General features: G+C 66.1%; 17 protein-coding genes. 6 read left to right on the top strand and 11 right to left on the bottom strand.

What is annotated here, in order from left to right:
* Positions 1-287: 287 nt before the first annotated feature.
* From EV644_RS42760 to EV644_RS45850, 4 genes are all read left to right on the top strand, one after another.
* Positions 288-1,241: an NsdA family TPR-like regulatory protein gene (locus tag EV644_RS42760; protein ID WP_132197325.1), complete on the top strand. Its 954-nt coding sequence runs from the start codon at positions 288-290 to the stop codon at positions 1,239-1,241.
* A complete protein-coding gene (locus tag EV644_RS42755) occupies positions 1,241-1,720 on the top strand; it encodes a hypothetical protein (RefSeq protein ID WP_132197323.1) in 480 nt (159 codons plus the stop codon). Before EV644_RS42760 ends, EV644_RS42755 begins: the two co-directional genes overlap by 1 nt.
* 203 nt (positions 1,721-1,923) lie before the next feature.
* On the top strand, positions 1,924-2,742 hold the full coding sequence (locus EV644_RS42750; RefSeq protein WP_199240368.1) for an ATP-binding protein: 819 nt from the start codon (positions 1,924-1,926) through the stop codon (positions 2,740-2,742).
* Positions 2,712-3,065: a DEAD/DEAH box helicase family protein gene (locus tag EV644_RS45850; RefSeq protein ID WP_199240367.1), complete on the top strand. Its 354-nt coding sequence runs from the start codon at positions 2,712-2,714 to the stop codon at positions 3,063-3,065. The genes EV644_RS42750 and EV644_RS45850 overlap by 31 nt, the downstream gene beginning before the upstream one ends.
* Positions 3,066-3,259: 194 nt before the next feature.
* Here the strand turns inward: EV644_RS45850 and EV644_RS42740 are convergent, their stop codons facing one another.
* The 5 genes from EV644_RS42740 to EV644_RS42720 all read right to left on the bottom strand — a co-directional run bounded on the left by EV644_RS42740 (position 3,260) and on the right by EV644_RS42720 (position 7,312).
* Positions 3,260-4,213 carry a sigma-70 family RNA polymerase sigma factor gene (locus EV644_RS42740; protein WP_241999433.1) on the bottom strand — a complete coding sequence of 318 codons (954 nt, stop codon included), beginning with the start codon at positions 4,211-4,213 and terminating at the stop codon, positions 3,260-3,262.
* The gene (locus EV644_RS42735; protein WP_132197317.1) at positions 4,206-4,937 is read right to left on the bottom strand and encodes a DUF899 domain-containing protein; all 732 of its coding nucleotides are present in this window, start codon (positions 4,935-4,937) and stop codon (positions 4,206-4,208) included. The genes EV644_RS42740 and EV644_RS42735 overlap by 8 nt, the downstream gene beginning before the upstream one ends.
* Before the next feature lie 30 nt (positions 4,938-4,967).
* On the bottom strand, positions 4,968-5,675 hold the full coding sequence (locus tag EV644_RS42730) for a hypothetical protein (RefSeq protein WP_132197315.1): 708 nt from the start codon (positions 5,673-5,675) through the stop codon (positions 4,968-4,970).
* 66 nt (positions 5,676-5,741) lie between these two features.
* Positions 5,742-6,533: an SDR family NAD(P)-dependent oxidoreductase gene (locus EV644_RS42725; protein WP_199240366.1), complete on the bottom strand. Its 792-nt coding sequence runs from the start codon at positions 6,531-6,533 to the stop codon at positions 5,742-5,744.
* A 20-nt stretch (positions 6,534-6,553) separates the two neighbouring features.
* On the bottom strand, positions 6,554-7,312 hold the full coding sequence (locus EV644_RS42720) for an SDR family oxidoreductase (protein WP_132197311.1): 759 nt from the start codon (positions 7,310-7,312) through the stop codon (positions 6,554-6,556).
* A 244-nt stretch (positions 7,313-7,556) separates the two neighbouring features.
* On the opposite strand from EV644_RS42720, the gene EV644_RS42715 reads away from it, so the two are divergent.
* Both EV644_RS42715 and EV644_RS42710 read left to right on the top strand, forming a co-directional pair.
* Positions 7,557-7,823: a hypothetical protein gene (locus tag EV644_RS42715; RefSeq protein WP_132197309.1), complete on the top strand. Its 267-nt coding sequence runs from the start codon at positions 7,557-7,559 to the stop codon at positions 7,821-7,823.
* A 259-nt stretch (positions 7,824-8,082) separates the two neighbouring features.
* Entirely contained in the window at positions 8,083-8,574 is a 492-nt protein-coding gene (locus EV644_RS42710; protein WP_199240365.1) for a nitroreductase/quinone reductase family protein, read from the top strand.
* Positions 8,575-8,838: 264 nt separating this feature from the next.
* Here EV644_RS42710 and EV644_RS42705 read toward each other — a convergent pair whose 3' ends face one another.
* The 6 genes from EV644_RS42705 to EV644_RS42680 form a co-directional block, all read right to left on the bottom strand.
* Complete coding sequence (locus tag EV644_RS42705) at positions 8,839-11,064, bottom strand: S8 family serine peptidase (RefSeq protein WP_132197307.1); 2,226 nt, start codon at positions 11,062-11,064, stop codon at positions 8,839-8,841.
* Positions 11,065-11,256: 192 nt separating this feature from the next.
* Positions 11,257-11,766, bottom strand: a complete 510-nt coding sequence (locus EV644_RS48330) for a glycoside hydrolase family 6 protein (protein WP_255511480.1) — start codon at positions 11,764-11,766, stop codon at positions 11,257-11,259.
* Positions 11,767-11,836: 70 nt separating this feature from the next.
* Positions 11,837-12,058: a hypothetical protein gene (locus EV644_RS42695; protein ID WP_132197303.1), complete on the bottom strand. Its 222-nt coding sequence runs from the start codon at positions 12,056-12,058 to the stop codon at positions 11,837-11,839.
* Between the two features lie 125 nt (positions 12,059-12,183).
* Entirely contained in the window at positions 12,184-13,182 is a 999-nt protein-coding gene (locus tag EV644_RS42690) for an ATP-grasp domain-containing protein (RefSeq protein ID WP_132197301.1), read from the bottom strand.
* Positions 13,179-14,360 (bottom strand): peptidase MATCAP family protein, encoded by a 1,182-nt coding sequence (locus EV644_RS42685; protein ID WP_241999431.1) that lies wholly within the window; start codon positions 14,358-14,360, stop codon positions 13,179-13,181. The genes EV644_RS42690 and EV644_RS42685 overlap by 4 nt, the downstream gene beginning before the upstream one ends.
* Before the next feature lie 255 nt (positions 14,361-14,615).
* Complete coding sequence (locus EV644_RS42680; RefSeq protein ID WP_132197297.1) at positions 14,616-15,434, bottom strand: SGNH/GDSL hydrolase family protein; 819 nt, start codon at positions 15,432-15,434, stop codon at positions 14,616-14,618.
* Positions 15,435-15,546: the final 112 nt, after the last annotated feature.

Below are 15,546 nucleotides of genomic sequence, written 5' to 3'. Positions count from 1 at the left end.
CAACTTCACCAACTACCGGCTACGCATCCTGCTCGCCGCCGACGGCACCCGGCCCTATCGACGAACACCGAACCACGCCTGATTCCGAAGAGCCGTTTTAGCCAAGGCAGGGTCAGTGACATAGTCCGGGGTACCCGGAGAGTGTCGCGGCTCAGTGTGCTGGAGCGCATAGCGGACGGGCTCTCGATGCCCGCGCGCGAGCGAGAGCTTCTCGGCCTGGCGCCGCGACATCGGGACGAGGTACCCCTGCACGAGGTTGAGCACGGGGTGATGGGACAGGTGACGACGTGGAACGCAAGGAGTTCTTGCGAGTAGCGCTCGGAGCAGGCGCTGGGATCGCCGCAGCGCGGTACATCGCCATGCACGACCAGGCATCCTCAGACCTCCGGTCGGCTCTCGCCGGGCCCATCGCCCACTACCGGCGGATGGAACACGCCGTTTCGTCGGAACACCTTGCGCCGGCTGTCGAGGCTCACTTGTCACTGGCGCGAGTGACGGTGGATCAGAGCCTTCGAACCAGCGGCGGCTACAGCGTGCTCGCCGAGATCGCGGGCATGACCGCCTGGCTCGCGATTGACCGCGGTGAACCTGCCATTGCTCGCGCGCGGTACAACGAGGCGATTCGGCGTGCAGAGCAAGCCGATCACCCGCTATTGACGGCGTACATGGTCGCAAGTCTCGGCCAGTTCGAAACTGATTTCGGCAACCCCCGAATCGGGCTCCAACACATCGCCCGCGCTGAGGCGACCCTCGACCGATCCGCCCCTGACGCGGCGCGCGCCTGGCTCTCGTCGGTTCGCGCAGTCACAGCAGGAAAGCTGCAGGACCAGAAAGCAACACTGGCTGCATTGAAACTCGCGGACACCCTGACGGACCATCCAAAAGGGGAGCCCGTGTGGCCTTGGGTGTTCCCCTTCGATTGCGGCAAGCTCGCCTCAGTTCGTGCAGTCGCTCTCGGCCGACTTGGCGATATCGACGGAGCCCAGACCGCCTTCGCAGAAGCAGATCCGCATCTCACCGGCCCGAAGCCCCGCGCGCTCGGATTGATCGCCCATGCTCGGGTCCTAGTCGCAGCCGGCCGCCTTGAAGAGGGCTGTGTCGCCATCCAAGCCTCACTGCGCACAGGGCAACACCTCGGCAGCAGGCGAATCGTGAATGAAGTTGAGCAGTTCATAGAGGACATTCCATCTGGCAGCAGCGAGGCCCGCTCGCTGACTCGCGCGCTGAAAGGGGAGGTCTAGTGCTGCATCTCGCAGTCTCTGGTCATCGTGGGTTGTCTGAATCAACAGAAGCCTGGATCGCAGCTGAGTTGGGCCGCACTATCGAGTCCACAGGAGCAGCTGATCTCGTCGGGATCTCCTGTCTCGCGGATGGCGCTGACGCTCTCTTTGCCCAGACGATTCTTGACCTGGGCGGCCGTCTGATCGCGGTGATCCCAGCAACGACATATCGCGACGGCCTACCCGGCACCTATCACCCAACCTACGACGCGCTCCTGTCCAAGGCGTCGGAGACAATCGCCCTCGATCGGGACGTCTCCGACGCCGAGGCCTACATGGACGCCAGTCTTCGCATGCTCGACCGAGCCGACGAGTTGATCGCCGTTTGGGACGGACAACCAGCCCGCGGCTACGGCGGCACCGCAGACGTGGTTCAAGCAGCACGTGACAAAGACCTACCGGTAACAGTCGTCTGGCCAGCAGGCGTCACTCGCGACTGAACGCCTCCCGATCCTGGGGACCTAGCCGACGTCATGAAACCAGCGTCTGATTGCGCGGCAACGTCGCCTCCTCAGCGCCAGGATCCGTTGAACCGACCCCCGCAAGTCGGACCTGCGGCCAGGGCTGATCCAGGTGGCGTCCGTAGAACAGCAGGTCAAGAGCGTCGACGGCGTGATCTGCCAGAACACGGCCGGGATCGCAGGTGCTGCGGTACCTGATGCTCCAGATGCGCAACCACTGGATCAAGGCGGCCCAGTACGACCCGACGCCGAACAGGTGGCTGTCGGGGCTCCGGCTCACGTCGCGGAGCAGTCCCTTCGACACCATGCCGTTCTGCACCGCTCCCGCCGGTCACGTCCCGCGATTCGCGGACCTCGCTGAGAGCATCGACGCGACCGGCCGCGAGCACGAGATGCTGGCCCGCCGGGTGAGGAACAACGTCGAGCAGCACGGCGCGATCTACACTCCGGCCGCCGAGTGCGAGGACCTCGGCGACGTCGATACACTGATCAAGAAGCACAACCGGCTGCTCCCGCCGACCGATCGGCACGCGCCGCGGAAGTTCGCGCACGCGAACGGGCACGTCTTCATCGTCGGGTACGAAGACGACACAGTCGCGATCATCGAGAAGCTGCAGGCGATCGCGAGCGAGGGCATCGAGGGGCACGCCGACGGCGTCCAGGAGTGGCTGGACGCGAACCCGGGCGAGGTCGACGACGACCTGAAGGCCGCGGCGCTGAAGGCGCTCTTCACGCGCTCGAAGGTCGCGCTCATCTACGGACCGGCCGGGACCGGGAAGTCCACCATGGTGGACCACATCGCCAACTACTTCTCGGATGAGCGGAAGCACTTCCTCGCCCACACCAACCCGGCCGTCGACAACCTCAAGCGCCGGGTGCACGCGCCGAACTCCGACTTCAGCACGATCACCAGTCACGTCAACAGAAGCGCGTCGTTCGGCTCGAGCTACGGCGTCGTCGTGATCGACGAGTGCAGCTTCGTGGACAACGCGAACTGCTGAAGGTACTCAACAGCACCACGTTCGACTTGCTCGTCCTCGTCGGCGACGTCTACCAGATCGAGTCGATCCAGTTCGGCAACTGGTTCAGCCTCGCCCGCTCCTACGTCCCGAAGGAATCCGTCTTCGAGTTGACCAAGCCGTGGCGGACGGACGACGAGGCGCTGCTTACCCTGTGGGACCGGGTGCGGAGCCTGGACGACCGGATCGAGGAGTCGCTCTCCAAGAACGGTTACTTTCGTTCTAGGGGAAGGCTGGCGAAGGCGACCGCGGCGGCGCCTGCGATGAACGACCGCGGGCCCCGCAGAGGTCGCCGGCGATACTGAATAGTAGGACGCGTTCTGATTGCCGATGCTGTTGATCGTCTTGGTGATCGAGTGCGCGATGGTAGATCTGCCGCATGACGCGGTCGGCGGCGTCGGCCGAACCGAGCATGAGGTGGCAGAACAGTCGCAGCTGTGCGTGAAGCTCGTCGTTGTGCTGGGTGATGTTTTCTGGTTCGGACATGCCGTTGGCCGTGTCAGAGCCCGAACAGTGGAAACAGCCCTGAGCCGTGGAACGCGACGATCCGGCAGGCGCCCTCGGTTGTGAGTGTCAGTACGTGCAGCGCATGTGGGTGGTGTGCGCCGTCGCGGCCGCGGGCGTACACCGCGAAGGCGGGTTGTCCGTTGGCGGAGGTGGGGACCAGTGCGGCCGGCCCGATCACTCGCATCTGTTTGGCCAGGAAGGCGAGGATGGTGTCGCGGCCTTCGAACCAGGTCGCGATCGGTGGCATTTCCCATCTGGCGTCCTCGGTCAATACCGCGACGAGTTGATCGACGTCCGCGGTTTCGAAGGCGGTGACGTATCGGTCGAGCAGGGCCCGCTGTCGTGGCTCGGCGGGTTCGGTCAGGTCGTCTTGGCTGAGCGGAACCTGGGCTCGGGCGCGCTGGAGCGCGCTGTTGACGGCCGCTGTCGTCATCTCCAGCAGTTGCGCCACCTCGGCGGAACGCCATTGCAGCACGTCGCGGAGAATCAGCACGGCTCGCTGTCGCGGCGGCAGCTGCTGGAGTGCTCCCACCAGCGCGAGCCGCATAGTCTGTCGTTCCACCACGACCGTCGCTGGATCGGCCGGTGCGGTGGTGAACAGGAAGTCGGGTATCGGCTGGAGCCACGGCACCTCCCGAGCTTGTGCGCCGAGCGCCGCATCCAGGTCTGTCTGGGGGGCGCCGAGATCCGCGGGCAGAGGCCTGCGTCTACTTTTTTCCAGCGCCTTGAAAGACGCCCGGGTCGCGATACGGTACAGCCAGGTACGCAGCGACGACCGTCCCTCGAACGCGTCGTAGGCACGCCAGGCGTCGAGGTAGACGTCTTGCACCACCTCTTCGGCCTCGTCGACCGAGCCGAGCATGCGGTAGCAGTAGGCGAGCAGCTCACGCCGGAACGGTTCGCTCAGCCTTCCGAAATCCTCGTCGCCGGCTTTGGCTTCAGTCATGGTGTGCATGATCCGCCGATTCTGTGGTGGCGGGGTGCGCGGCTCGCCCGGTCGGGCCGTATTCGTCGTGTCGCTTCAGCCACGAATATCGCGGCACCTGGGGGTATCCGTCGGGGGAGTCCTCCCAGTCCTCTTGGCGTCCGAGTGCGGTGAAGTCGAGGGAACCCAACGTTGCTCCCATCGGCTCGTGCTCGCGATCGTTGATGAAGTACGTGCGGTAGATGTTGTCGCCGTCACGGATGAATGCGTTGGTGCCGTACCACTCGGCCACGCCGAAGTCGGCGTCGAAGCTGTCGGTGATCGTGTACCAGGGCATGGCCCAGCCCATGAGCGCTTTCATCCGTTCGATGTCGGGTTGCGGTGCGCGTGAGGCGAACGCGAGCGTGGTGTCGCGGGCGTGGAGATGCGCGAGATGGGCGACCTGGTCGGCCATCAGCGAGCAGCCGACGCAGGCGTGGTCGGGCCAGCCGTCCACGCCTGGCTCGAAGAAGGCGCGGTAGAGCAGCAGGTGACGACGGCCCTCGAACAGGTCGAGCAGCCGGGCGGCGCCGTTCGGACCGTCGAAGGAGTATTCCTGGTCCACCTTCAGCCACGGCATCCGCCTGCGCTGAGCGGCCAACGCCTCCCGGGCGCGGGTCAGATCCTGCTCCTTCGCCAACAGGCGCAGGCGGGCGGCCTCCCATTCCGCCGGCGTGACGACCTGGGCCCGGTAGGTGTTGTTCATCGTGATGTCCCTTGTGAGAAGGAATTCGGATCAGTGGACGGCGATGTCAGCCATGTCGATGGCGACGAAGACGATCTGGTCGTCGCCCATTGGGGCGTAGGCCCGTCGCGTGGCGGGGATGATGATGCCGTCGACGTCGCGGTAGTCGGCGGCATAGAGGTGTGATTCGGTTGTCGGGTCGACGATGTCGATGGTGAAGTCGTGGCGGCGCAGCAGCCCGTCCGGGCCGAAGCAGAACACCTGCGTGCGGGTGTGGCTCTTGATGTGGTCGGGGAAGGTCACTTGTAGCCGCCGCCATGTTTCACCGTCGGCCTCAATCGGGGCGATCTCCTCGCAGACGAACCCGGGCCAGGTGAACAGGAACGGCGTATTCAGGTACGTCCACAGTGCTTCGCCGGTGAAGTACGCGAGATGCAAGTCGTCCCACGGTGTGTGGAACTCGTGGCCGGCGAACGACCGCTCCGGGTTGTCGCGTGAGTCGACAACTGTGCCGTCGGGTTGCTGCAGAACTACCCGGTCGGGCTGGAACAGCGAGCGTCGGTCTTGACTGACGTAGTCCATGGTCAGCTGTTGCTGTGTGGTGTCCACCTCGAGGCGAACGTCGCTCATCGCGTCCGCTTTTCCCTTGATCTGCCAGAAGGCCCCACTGATAGCGGCCTTGACGTTGATCGTCTTGAGCTGGTTCCACCGGTCCAGACCACCGTGTGCGGCGACCGCGGTCGCGAGTAGATCGTTCATGGCTTGCTCCTCGGATTGAAGGGTGCCCCGGCCGCCGATGGGAGTGGCAGCCGGGGCGTGTTGTGATCAGTCGACGATGATTCCACCGGTCAGGTTGGCGACAGTTCCTGTCATCGCCGATGCTTGGTCGGAGGCGAGGAATACCGCCACTGAGGTGAGTTCGGCCAGTGCGGTGGGGCGTTTGCGGTGGGTCATCGAGGTGACCATGGCGGTGAATTGGTCTTGGGGGATGCCCATCGCGTCGGCGTGCAGCCCATAGACGACGTCGATGGTCGGTGTTTCGACCATGCCCGTGGTGCGCAGGCAGATCGAGCGGACACCGTGCTGTGCCCATTCGGCCGACAACGCGCGGTTGAGGGCTTCCATCGCCGCCCAGCCCACGCTCATGCCCCCGACCAGCGGCAGACTCACCCGGGCGGGTTCGGGTGTGTGCATCATGATCACTCCCGATCCTTGGGGGATCATGTGCCGTGCCGCCGATTTCGCGGTGATGAAGTGGGCCTGGGCGTATGTAGTGATCGGTCGCATGAAGTTGTCGACCGGTAGGTCGGTGAACGGGATGCCCTGCAGCCCTTGCGGAGGGATTCCGATCGCGTTGAACGAGACGTCGATGCGACCGGCGTTGGCGATGACGGCGTCAAGGTGTTCGGTGACGGATTTCTCGTCCAGGGCGTCGACCACGGCAGTTTCGACCGCTCCACCCGCGGCGGAGATCTCCTTCGCGACCGTGTCGATGACGTCGAGATTTCGCGCGGTCAGGAACACCCTGGCACCTTCGTGAGCGAAACCGCGGGCCACCGCACTACCGACCGCGCCGCCCGCGCCGTAGACGACGACATTCTTGTTTTCCAGCAACATATCCTTCTCTTTCTGGTTGTTCACGCCATCGCGTGAAGTCCGTGGCCGGTGAGCTGGTACTCCCGGTGCTCGTCCTGGTTGTCGGTGTCCTGGCACAGCCGCGCGATCTCGGCGCCGACGATGGCCGGCGTGAGAAGCGGTTGCAGTGCCGCCGCGAATGTGTCGGTGTCGATTCCCTGCCGCTGGGCGTATGCGGCGACCCCGGCGGCGCCGAGTTCGGTGGCAGGCGTCAGTTGCGGCAGCACGGTGGCGAAGCCGATGCCGAGCCGGGCGCGGCGGGATTCATCGGCGGCGTATCCGGCGAGAAATCGGATCATCGCCTTTGCGCCCGAGTATCCGCCGCTGAGCGGTGAGCCGCGGAGGGCAGCCCCGCTGGATATCGCCACCACCAGGCTGCCTGGCGTCAGCGGGTGGCGCAGTGCCGCGCGGATCCAATGGAAAGCGTGTTGGGTGTCGACCTGCCAGTTGCGGCTGAACGATTCCCAGGACTGTTCGTGTACCGGGCCGATGGCGGGTGTCGCGCCCGCGTTGAGCACGAGCAACGTCGGTTGGTGTTGCTCGATCAGGGTGCGGGCGGTCTCCGCGTCGGTCGCGTCGGCGACAACCGGGACGAACGCCGCACCCAATCGTCGGTGCACGTCCGCCAATGCGTCGGCGGTGCGTGCAACGCCGACGACCTGGTGACCTTGGTCGATCAGCGCGGCGGCGATCGCCGATCCGAAGCCGCGGCCCGCTCCGGTGACCACCGCCGTGGTCTGTGACTGGCGCAATGAGCTCATACCTATACAGAGGCGAGCTCACCGCGAAAGTCATCGCTGCGGCTCGTTCGGGTTGCCGACACGGATTCGTCGAACAACCTCAGCGCCATCACGCCATGCGTGGCGGTACCGCCCGCACACACCGCCGCGGCGACCATCGCGACACGCTGTCGTCGCGGAACAACCTCGCCGGCGCCTACCAGTAAGCGGGGGACCTGGGCCCGCGATCCCGCTGTATGAGCAGACGCTGGCGGATCGGCAGCGGGTGCTCGCCGAGCAGGCCGAATTCTGGCTTTATGACGAGTACGACACGTCGTTGCGGATACGTCTCTGGGACGTCCCATCGACTGGCTACGAGGCGATCTCGACTGTGCCGCCCTCCGATGATCCGGCCCGCCTCACCTACCCGATCGTGTTGTCCGCCGCCAACATCGACCCCACGAACGTGATCACGCTTGCCGGCAACATCGTCCGCGGCAGCCTCCACCGCAAGCTCGAGGCCCGACGTCACGACACCCCATCCCCGCGCTAGAGCAGCTCGTCATGGCGTCCAAACCGCTCCGGGACCGAGTCACCTCCTCCCTGCCCGCCCAAGGCGTCCTCCAACTGCACTTCCTTGACCACCAAACACAGGGAGGGATCGATGCTCCCCCGAGCGCAGCCTCAACCGCACAACACGCTTCATCCGTACGGGACCTTCGGCCCCGGCGCGGCGGGACCCAGGACTCTGCAGGGCGATGGTCGGGGAGGCCACGATGGCTTCGCCCGCTCGACCTGCAGAGGAGACCACCATGCGCCTGCTCAGAACACCCGGCGAGACCGTGGCCGGCCTGCGCCGGTGGCTGTACCGCGACGGACGGCCGAACCTGGCCGGTCGGCTGATCAACCTTGCCGATGCCGCGATCTACGGGTCCGGGCTGGTGCTGCCGAACCGGCTGGCGGTCCTCGCCGTACCCGGCCGGCGTACCGGCCGAGTGATCACGATGCCGGTGGCGATCGCCGACTACGAGGGCGAGCGCTATCTGGTCTCGATGCTCGGCGAGGACGCCAACTGGGTCCGCAACGTCCGGGCCGCGAGAGGTCACGCGGAGCTGCGGCACGGCCGCTGTGAGCTCGTCCGACTGGAGGAGGTCGAGCCGGGCGGCCGAGCGCCGATCCTGCGCCGTTACATGGCGGTCGCGCCGGGAGCGCGAGCGCATTTCCCACTGGACCGACATGCTCCGCTGAGCGAGTTCGAGCGGATCGCCGCCAACTTCCCGGTGTTCCGCATCGCCACCGAGTAGGCCTCGACAAGGTCCACAGCGTCGGCCACCGTGACGGTGGCCAGCGACTCGACCGTTAGGTACAAGCCCCATTTAGTGCGCAAATCCAGCCGCCCCGAACGGCGAACCCGCAGGTCAGCACGCTGCCGCACCGCTCAGGCCCGGATCGTGGCCCAAGCCAGGGCGGAGGTCCCTGGACGGCTACCTCGCACCTGACGGCGCCAGTGCTCGCCGGCCAAGTCTGAGACTGGCCGGGCGCGAATGCCCGGTCGGTTCCCTTCGCGCTTACGGTGTACCCGACGTCTGCGGAGGCAGCTTGCGCAGCACGGTCAGCGTCACGTTGTTGTCCTTGTAGGAGACCTTGAACAAATAGCCGTCCGCGATCAGGACACGGCCTTCCGGCAATGCGTGGAAGCTGCCGCTGATCGACCTGCCGCTCATGATTGTCAGCACGGTGCCGGGCGTCAGGTCGCCGCGCACATCCAGGCTCAGGTCCCCGCCCAGCACCAGATCACCCGCAGCCCGGACGCTTGTGTAGTCGTCGTCACCGGAAACGGTCACGGCGAGGCGACCCTGCCGGCCGACGGCGACGTCGCCACCGACATCGAGGATATTGCCGGGAGCAACGTTTTCGTCGTTGATGAGCGCCGCTTCCCCTGTCGTGAGACCAGGCTGCAGCACGCCTCCGCCGACGTCGATGCTGCCGGCCACGGTTCCGGTGCCGCCGAGCGTTCCGCCGCGTACGGCGATCGAGCTCGCATGTGACCCGACGACTGAGAGCTTGCCGGCCTCCACCGCGCTGGTCCCATGCCAGGTGTCGTTCCCCGTGAGGAACAGGGTCCCGTCGCCGCGCTTCGTGAGGCTGCCCTCGTACTCGCGGGCATTGCGGGCCTGCTCGCGGCGGGTACCGATGGCGAAGTCCGACTTGTCGATGTCGCTCGCGTCGGGGGGCAGGCCGTTGGTCCATCCCTTGGCGATCTTGGTCGCCTCCCAGGCGGCTGCCTCGGCGGCATCCTCCTGCTGCCGCGCCCGGATGGCGACGTCGGAGATGTCGTTCGACCACACGTCGCTGTATCCCTGGGTGTCGGCATCGAACCGCCCGAGCAGCTGGCCCGGGCCGTTCATGGCCTCGCGCAAGCTGACCGTGTGCCAGCCGTTGCGCCGGTCGGGAACCTGCACGATCTGGCCGCGGGTGGGGTTCGGAATGGGGTTGCCGTCCGCATCGTTGATCGTATTGTTCTGCCGGCCGGTCGTGAACATCGTGTAGAGCGCCTGCTCGTTGGTCAGGTACGGGAAGCGCTGCATGATCAACGACAGCGCGGCCGCCGAGTGCGGCCCGGCCATTGACGTCCCCGACGCGGCCCGGTAACGCGGCTGCGGTACGCCGTCGACGAGCTCCACCCACGTGCTATTGATCAGTCTGCTCGGAGCAGTGACGCAGGACCACTTCGCGACGCCGCACTGGTTGAACTCCTGCTGCCCCGGGACCAGCACCGAACCGTCAGCGCTGAGCGTCCGCCCGATGTTGGGATTGATTCCCGATGTGGTGTACCAGCGACCCTCCAGATCAGGCCGGAAGTACGGCGTGGCGGCCCGCGCCGTCGGGTTCGCGACGCCGGCGTTGCCGGCGGTGAACTGGAGGATCTTGCCGGTCGACGCGACCTCGATTGCGCCATTCAGCCAATGCACGGTCTTGCCGTTCGCATCCGCGACGCCATCAGGTGTCGACAGGTGACGCCACGCCGGGTTCAAGCCAAAGGTGGCCGGGCCGCCGGGCGGCGGATCATAGGTGTTGTAGTTCTCCGTGGGAGGAGCGCTGCCCCAGCTGCTGGTGATGATCCTGATCGGCTTGCCGTTCGCCGTCTGCGCGGCGTTCACGGCTCGGTAGACATTGGCGAGGTAGGCGTTGTCCGGTGTCTGCGCCGCGGTCGCGGTCGCTGGCAGGAGGCCGTAGAACACGCCGTCGGTCTTGTGGGTGTTGCCGACGTACACATTGGCGTTGAATGCGACCCCGTGCATGTTGGCCGCAGGGCCGTCGGGCTGCGTCTCGCCGACGCCGTCGCGGCTCGCCCCCACAGTCCCGGTGACGTGCGTGCCGTGCGAGTCGTTGAAAGCCGGGTCGTAGAAGCCCGGCGTCGGACCCGTCTCGCCGCCTTGCGCCTGCACCGAGAAGTAGCGATCGCCGACGGCGTAGTTCGTTGCGAGGCTGCCGTGCTCCCGCATGTGCCCGGCGAAGAAGCCCGAGTCGACGACGCCGATGTTCTCCCCGGTGCCGGAATAGCCGGCGGCATACGCGAACTCCGCCCCGATCGACACCATGCCGTTGTCGCGATTGAACTCAGGCGTTCGCCAGCTGGCCGGATCACCGAGCCGGCCAGGATCTCCGGGATAGGACTGGATCGGCGGCGCCTCGGGTAATTGCGCGCTCGCCGCCGGGGCGGCAACGCAGATCATCACCATCGGCGTCAGCGCTGCGACCAGCGCTGTCCTCACACGCTTCGTGGTCGGCATTATCGGGTCACCTGCCAGGATAGTTTCGTCGAAACTCTACCTTCACTATCCTGCTCGAGCAGCCCTTCGACTACCCGCAATCTGGGGGCAAACGAACCCGCGGATCCATACCTGCGCAAAGGCGGGCGCCGCACGCAGTTCTGAGAGATGTCGCCTTGGTGCTGTGGCCGCTCCGAACCTGCGACGCAGGGTTTAGGAAACCGACGCACGCCACCGACAGACGCCCCTGCAGCCGTAACCAGGCAACACCGCGCGGGTGAGGAGTTTGCCGCGGCCGGCGTTGTAGCAGTCGGCTGTGGCCGCGTCCGGTTCGAGCACGATCACCGAGGAGACCGCGCCGAGGGCGTCGACGAGGTCGCGGAGACACGCGTCGTACGCCGCGGTGTCGGGCGCGCCCTGTTTGAAGTCGGTGCAGCCGCGGTTGGGGATGTAGTACGCCACGAAGACCGGGATCTCGCCGCGATCCCTGGCGCGTGTGACCATGCGTGGCACCACGCCCAGGTCATGGGGGCCGTTGATCCAGCGGGCTTGGGGCCGCTGGTGATCGGATCCAGCCAGTCCGCGCCGTGCGCCTCCTGCCAACGGGTGGCGGCGGTGTTGGTGTCGACGTACCGCGTCGCGTCGTGGAAGGGGTGACGAAGGAGTGCATACCCGATGTTCGGCGGGTCGGGGTGCAGGGACGTGTCGGGCTGGCGGCCACACCCGACGCCGAGCGCCGCGATGGTCACCATCCCGGTGACCATTCCGGCGACCATTCGGCGGTATCGGCCGGTCATGTCGGCGGCTTCCAGTGGTCGCTGACCCGGTAGATCTGGACCCGGTCGGTACCACCGCCGAAGGTCGCCACTGCGACGGCGTGCTTGCGTGCCTCCACCAGGGTCGGGTCCTTCTGCGCCGCCTCGCCGGTGCGGTAGTACCAGTCGGGCACGACCAGGTAGTCGACGCGTCCGAGGTTGTCGCGGACCGCGGGGTCGCTGTCCAGCTTGTAGATCATGATCGGCCGCGGGTTGAAGCCGTAGCGGTGGACGAGGCCGGTCCAGATGCTGTCGTGTACGACGGGGACCTTGTTCCGCGGGACGTTGTCGGCCAGCCATGTGGTGGCTGAGTGCAGCGGCTGGCTCAGGGCTTCAAGCCGGTGCGGCGCTCCAGGGCTTCGATGACGGTCGGGCAGACGTCGATCTCGTAGAGCCTTTCGATGCTCTGCATCCCGCCCGGGCTCTCCGCGTTGATCTCCACCACCTTGTCGCCGATCACATCGATGCCGACGAAGTACATGCCGTCGGCCACGAGTTTCTTGCTCATCGCCTCGATGATGCCGCGTTCCGCGTCACCGATCTCGAGAGGGATCGAGCGTCCACCCTTGCTGATGTTGGCCCGCGGGTCGTTACCCGTGGGCACTCGCCGGAAGGCGGCCGGTTTCCCGTCGCGCTCGAGGATCTGTCCCTCGAGCAGGAAGATCCGGGCATCGCCGTCCTCGCCGCCGTCGACGAACTCCTGGACGATCGCGTAGCCGTCCTGTAGCACCGCCTCGGTCATCTGCGCGAGGTTCGCTTCGCTCTCGTCCTCGATCATGAACACGTTCCGTCCCTTGGCTCCGTACAGAGGCTTGACGACGCAGTGGCCGACCTCGCCGGCGAACCGTTCGATCGCTTCCGGGTCGCGCGTCACCAGCGATCGGGGGCGGATCTTCTCGGGGAACTCCTCCAGGTAGAGCTTGCTCGTCGCGCGTGTGAGGGACCTCGGATCGTTCACCACCGTGACGCCTCGTGCCTGGAGCATCTGGCCGAAAACCACACCCAGTGGACTTGCCCACGGCCGCTCATGCAGATCGTCGATCGATTCGTTGCGGAGGAACAAGGCGTCGAGGTTGTCCATGACGATCCGTTCGGCCTCGCGCTCCTTGATGCGCTTCATGAAGGCCTCGAGCGTGTCGTCTTTCTCGAACTCTGCGGCATGAGCCCGGGCCACCAGTTGCCCGTCACTTTCGCCGAGTTCGACGTCTCCGACCCCGACGTACCAAACCTCATGCCCACGCTGGGCCGCGGCCCTCGCCAGCCGCGTAGTCGTGTACTCGTCTACCTCGGTGGCGACGTCGTTGACGAAGAAGGCAAGCCTCATGCCGACACACCTCCTTCGTACAGGTCCGTGACCGACGCGCCCGCGCGCAGTCTGTCGAGGCGGTCCTGAGCGCCGGGCACGTCCAGCCAGCGTGGACGGACGCATGGTGCTTTGAGCACCTCGCGGTCGAGCAGGTCCTGGATCAACGGGATGTGGTCCAACGCGAGCTTGCCGACGAACAGGACGTCGAGGCTGCTGCCCTCTGCGAGGGTTTCGAGGATGCGCGTGATCCCACGCAGGTAGATCGCGTCCTTCACAGAGCCACCCCCGACGACGACCCGGATGGCGATGGACCAAGCGGTCCTCGTCGGTATCCGATGTTCTGCCCGTAACGATTCGAAGATCTCCAGGAACTCGGCGCCGTCGAGCATCTTGTCGACGGCAACAACCCTCGCCGCGAGCACGCGGAGACGCCGCGGGTCCAATCCGCCGGTCAGGAACTCGGCGAGCACGGCAAGGCCCTCTTGGGTCTCGTCGTAACCAGGCAGTCCGATCGTCAGCAGCGTCAGGGGTTGCCTGGCGCCGTTGTGGTAGGTGACGACATGGGTGCCGACCTCGTGGTGCAGCAACGGCTCGACGCGGTCTGCCCTGATAGTGGCGGCTTCGGGGATGAGCAGCCGACCGAACGACACCATCAGCTCGGAGATGTCGTCGCGCACGTCGATGTGCGCCGGGAAGTCCGGATACACGGCGCGGTATCGATCGAACTCCGCACGAGCCGCCTCCGCGAACGCGCCGGCTGTGACGCTCCGGGTGCTGGGAGCTTGGGCTGGGATGGTCTCGAGCAGCTCCTCCGCGGCGGATGCGAGAGGCTGGGCGACCCCTCCGTACAGTTGCAATGACCCGTACACGAAGCGTGAAGTGTCGCGATCCTCCAAGGCTGTGATCTGTCGTGCTATCTCGTCTCGCTTCGCCCGGAAGAGTGTGTGCAGCGCAGGGTCCGTTACGTTCTCGATCTCGAGGCTGTAGAGGTCACGCCGCACCATGTCCGGCTCGAATTCCAGCGGTCTGAGCCGGAGAGTGGGGGCCGTCCCGAAGTCACCCCGCTCGAAATCCGTCCAAGCCTCTGCTGCATTGACCGGCGTGATGTTGAGCAGCAGGTTCAAGCTGCGCTCGATCTGGGTGAGGCGGGCGTCGATATCGAGAGCGGGCGCAAGCTGCTGGGTCGGTGAGGTCATCTGACCGAGGTACCCACCAACCACTAGAAGCAACCTAAGCGTAGCTCCGGCTGAGCCCATGACCCGCAAGGCGCCTGGCTGGTCTCGCCGCGATGGCCTTCAACATCACCCGCGCCGGCCGGCACCCTTGCCTCGGCGCTCCACGCCGGGCGAGCGCTCCGGCTGGTCTGGTTCGTCCACAGCTGTACGGGCTCATCTGGGCTGTAGTTGGCAGAAGCCTCGGAGCTGGATCTGCTGGACTGTGAGGACGTTGGGTCAACTCCACCAGCTGTGTGTCCAGGTCACCTGCGCCAGAGCGGCCTGGCCGGACAGGCTCGGGTGGAAGTAGTCGAGCTTGCTGACCTGGCTGCGGCTGAATTGGTAGTTGAAGGTCACGTCGTCGTCGTATTTGCACAGCGGGTATGCCGCGCACTCGTCACGAAGCACCGTGTTGAAAGCGATATTGCGGGCGCGCACCGTCTGCCGCTCCGTGTCGGTCCGGTTCGGCGCCAGCAGCGACTGGCAGATGTTCGCGGCGTCCCAGACGAGGCTGGCCCAGAAGTCGGTGTGGTAGATCTCCCAGAGGTGGTGCACGTCGGGGATGCTGGCCACGAAGATCCGCGTCTGTCCGGTGGCCAGCGTCTGCAGGGTCTGCCGGAACTGGTCGCGGAAGGTGTCGACCGGGGTCATCGTCGACGGTGACGAGGTGCACACGTCGTTCGCCCCCATCAGGATCGTCACGTATCCGGCCTGCTGCGAGACAGCCGCCTGAGCCTGACCCGGCGCGTCGCTCATCCGCGCGCCCGACTTCGCGTCGTTGTAGTTGCGACCGGTGATCCCGGGGTTGAGGACCCGCAGGCGCTCGTAGTGACTGATGATGCCGTCCCAGCCCGCAGCGCCGGTGCTCCACGAGTTGGCCGGATGATCGCCGTACCAGCAGCACACGTCGGCCGCCCTGGTCATCGAGTCCCCGATCGAGGCCATGCTGCTCGGCGCGGGTGGTGCGGCCTGCGCGGCGGCGACCGGCTCCGCGACGGCCGCGCTGGCGAACAACAAGCCCACCGCCACTCCAGCGGCCAACATCAAACGCCTCATGGCGACTCCTCACGGTGCACTGGGCGGTATTCGAGGCCCGTCAGATCCCGGAAACCGATCCCGTACCCGGGGCCGCCGAGCACCAAACGGGCCTTCGATCACCCTGCCCGCC

Origin of the sequence: Kribbella orskensis (assembly GCF_004342085.1) — a bacterium.
In the GTDB taxonomy this organism is placed as follows: domain Bacteria; phylum Actinomycetota; class Actinomycetes; order Propionibacteriales; family Kribbellaceae; genus Kribbella; species Kribbella orskensis.
Note: the sequence above shows the minus strand (reverse complement) of the source record. Positions and strands in the feature narration are given on the sequence as shown.